At 64.8% G+C, this 2,789-nt stretch carries 3 protein-coding genes and 1 pseudogene; 2 read left to right on the top strand and 2 right to left on the bottom strand.

The window, feature by feature from the left end; all coding sequences use genetic code 11:
* The first annotated feature begins 96 nt into the window (after nt 1-96).
* A complete protein-coding gene (locus tag H8R17_RS44995) occupies nt 97-573 on the top strand; it encodes a hypothetical protein (protein ID WP_262506053.1) in 477 nt (158 codons plus the stop codon).
* 48 nt (nt 574-621) lie between these two features.
* Entirely contained in the window at nt 622-1,512 is an 891-nt protein-coding gene (locus H8R17_RS45000) for a hypothetical protein (RefSeq protein ID WP_187828922.1), read from the top strand.
* A 352-nt stretch (nt 1,513-1,864) separates the two neighbouring features.
* Here H8R17_RS45000 and H8R17_RS45005 read toward each other — a convergent pair whose 3' ends face one another.
* Both H8R17_RS45005 and H8R17_RS45010 read right to left on the bottom strand, forming a co-directional pair.
* Complete coding sequence (locus H8R17_RS45005) at nt 1,865-2,455, bottom strand: hypothetical protein (RefSeq protein ID WP_187828923.1); 591 nt, start codon at nt 2,453-2,455, stop codon at nt 1,865-1,867.
* 8 nt (nt 2,456-2,463) lie between these two features.
* A pseudogene (locus tag H8R17_RS45010) lies at nt 2,464-2,789 on the bottom strand (hypothetical protein); the annotation flags it as partial.

Raw genomic sequence — 2,789 nt, forward strand, 5'->3', positions numbered from 1 at the left:
AAGCTGAATCATCGCAGGTCGGAAGCACCCTTCCTCCATGAAGTGACTGGCTGTCACTGAAGCTCCTGGTGCCGTGAATTCGTGAGGTGGGAGACCATGGGCGCTCTGTACAGCGCGGCAGCCCAGGAGATGCTGTCGGCCGGTATCTCGTTCTTCGGCATCGGGCTGTATGACATCGGGGACAGCGGCGTGGCGCACTGTTCTCTCACCGTGGCCGTGTTCGAGTCCGGTGAGACGGACCAGGACGTCGTCGCCCAGGGCATCTTCGCGACCCTGAGCCCCGATCCCATGCGCGACGTGACGTGGCTCGACCTGCCTTGTGGTCCCGCGGTCTCCGTGATCTCCTTCCGTAAGCTCTTGGTGGACGGCAGCTACACAAAGAGCGGCAACGACGAGGAACTGGCAATGGGGCAGATCCAGGTACATATCCCCTTCTCGACAGGCCCGTACACTGCAGTGGTCACTTTGGACACGGCTTCCGTGGAGCAGTGGGACGAGTTCACGCACGCCATTGCCGGCATCGTTGGATCGTTGGAATTCCCCGAACCCGCCGAGAACGGTCAGCCCGGCTGATTCGGCCGCATTCGCCCACCGGGGGTAACGCAGGAGGATGACGTACTGATGGACTGGTATCCCGCCGCTGATGAAGACCTGCTCCTGCGCACCAAGGCCAAGTTCGCCACCGGTGTGGCTCCTGCGGTCTCCGGTAGCCGATGGTTCCGGGACACCGAACGGAAGGACATCCAGGGCGAGTTGCCCGGATGGCCGCCTGGCCCAGTCTTCACGCCGCACTCAACGGGCGACAAGACCGCACGCCGCGCAGGCCGCGCCTTCCTCACCGGTATCCCACTGATCGCGAACCTCATCGCCAACATCGGCGGAGCCCCCGGCTCACCCTTCGGTAACGTACCCGTACGAGGAAAACCAGAGGAGCCGGAGAACGAGGTCGACGACTTCCCCGTGATGTGGGCCGCGCCGGGGTCCCTCGCACGTATGGTTCCGTGGCAACTGGACCCCGGGCGACGCCCAGAGGGATATAGCGCGGATCTCGTGCTGACCAGCCGACGCCTGCTCTTCCTCGGCACCCACACCGGCACCCTTGACAGGGCCGACGTACTGGGCGAGTTTCCGCGCGACTCCCTCGCCGGGGCCCGACGAATGAAGTTCAGCGAGGTCGGTGCGGACGTACGTATCACGTTCACCGACCAGTCCTGGATCCGCCTTTTCACCGGAGACCCGGACACCGGCGATAGACTCGCCGCGCTCCTCTCCGGAGGCGCACAGGCATTGCCCGAAAACGCTCTGTCGGCGGCACAGCGCCAGCGGGTGGCTCGCTTCATGGCCGACCTCCCCGACACCGTACAACCGCCCGTGTACACCAGACTTCCCAGCGGAATCGTCCTGGTCGAAGCCCGCGTTCCCGCGAAGGTCGGCAACGATCTCTTCGAGACGCATTCGATCCTGATGGACGACTGGGGCAATCCTGGTCAGCCGAAGCCGGGCGACCTTTAGCGCATACGGCGGCTGTTGTCCTGCTCCACGAAGCCGCATCGACGAAGTCGGCTTGTGCGAGGGCCATGACCGGCTCTGATTTCTTGGATGGTGACGTCCTGCTCGCCGCCAGCCAGCAGTAGGCGCCACACGGATCCGCCAGACGAAGGCATTGTGTCGTCCATGGGGCTGCCGATGCGACGCGGGTCCGGTGCCCGCGATGATGACCAGCACGTCGCGACCGGACTCCTCGCCGCGCCAGGCGTGCCGCAAGCTCAGGGACGGTCTTGCGGCCGCCTCCTCCATCATCGCCGTCGATCGGCCCGTGCCTCGGTTTCAGCCGCCACTCGTTCATGGCGCCTCCTGGTCCGCGTCACACTGACAGCGTCTGCGCGATGTTGTCGACGATCTGCTCCAGTGGCTCGTCCAGGACAGGTTCAGTCCAGGAGACCATCAGGGTGATGGCCGCGCCCACGTTCTCCGGGCGAACCCCGTAGAAAAGGCTGTGGACCACAGGGCGGGCGCCGAACAGGCGCTTCTTTTCTCCGATGAAGTTCTGGCGAATACGGACGGCTTCACCGAGCGGAAGACGTACGTCTCGGACGTCCGGTTCGCCGAAGTCCCTCGCCGTCATGTGCTCGGTCAGCAGGGAGAGAGTGACCTCGGGGTACGTGGCGTCCGGGTGGAGGGCGTCGAGTTCGAGGATGGCTGCCACCGAGTTGTGGCCGCTCAGGTACCAGCCGAAGGCCCCGAGGGGTTCGCGTGTGTGGCTGTCGGCCGCAGCGCGCTTGAGATCCCGTGCCAGGAGGCGGGCGTCGCCCGTCTCGCCGTCACGCACAAACCGATCAACGAGTTGGTCCGCCTGATGCTTGGCCCAATAGTCCAGGTCCAAAGAGCCCTCGACTGGAAAAGGCACCCAGTCCTCAGAGCACTCCAGGCCAAGATTCGAGAGGTCGTCGGCCATGCGCTTGGTCACTCCGTCCACGTCAGCGAGTTGGCGATCGCATCGAAGAGTTCGGCCATCGCATCGGCGATGGGCTCCAACGGGGTGGAGAAGGTGAGCAGCATGAACGCTAGCGCGCCGGGGACGGGGATGTGGTACTCCACCGAGAGCGAATTGTGCCAGCGCTCCGGGGTTTCGTCGCCACCCTGCGGCGTCAGTTTGCGGACGCGGACGGCGGTGCCCGAGTGCAGTTCCTCGATGCTCACTGTTACGGCAGCTGTAGATAGCCGCTGCTGAGCTTTCTGATCACGGTGTGGTGTCGGCGTACGCGTGCCAACGGCAGTGGCAGAGGCGG

The sequence above is a fragment of the Streptomyces sp. TRM68367 genome (assembly GCF_014495685.1).
Lineage (GTDB): Bacteria > Actinomycetota > Actinomycetes > Streptomycetales > Streptomycetaceae > Streptomyces.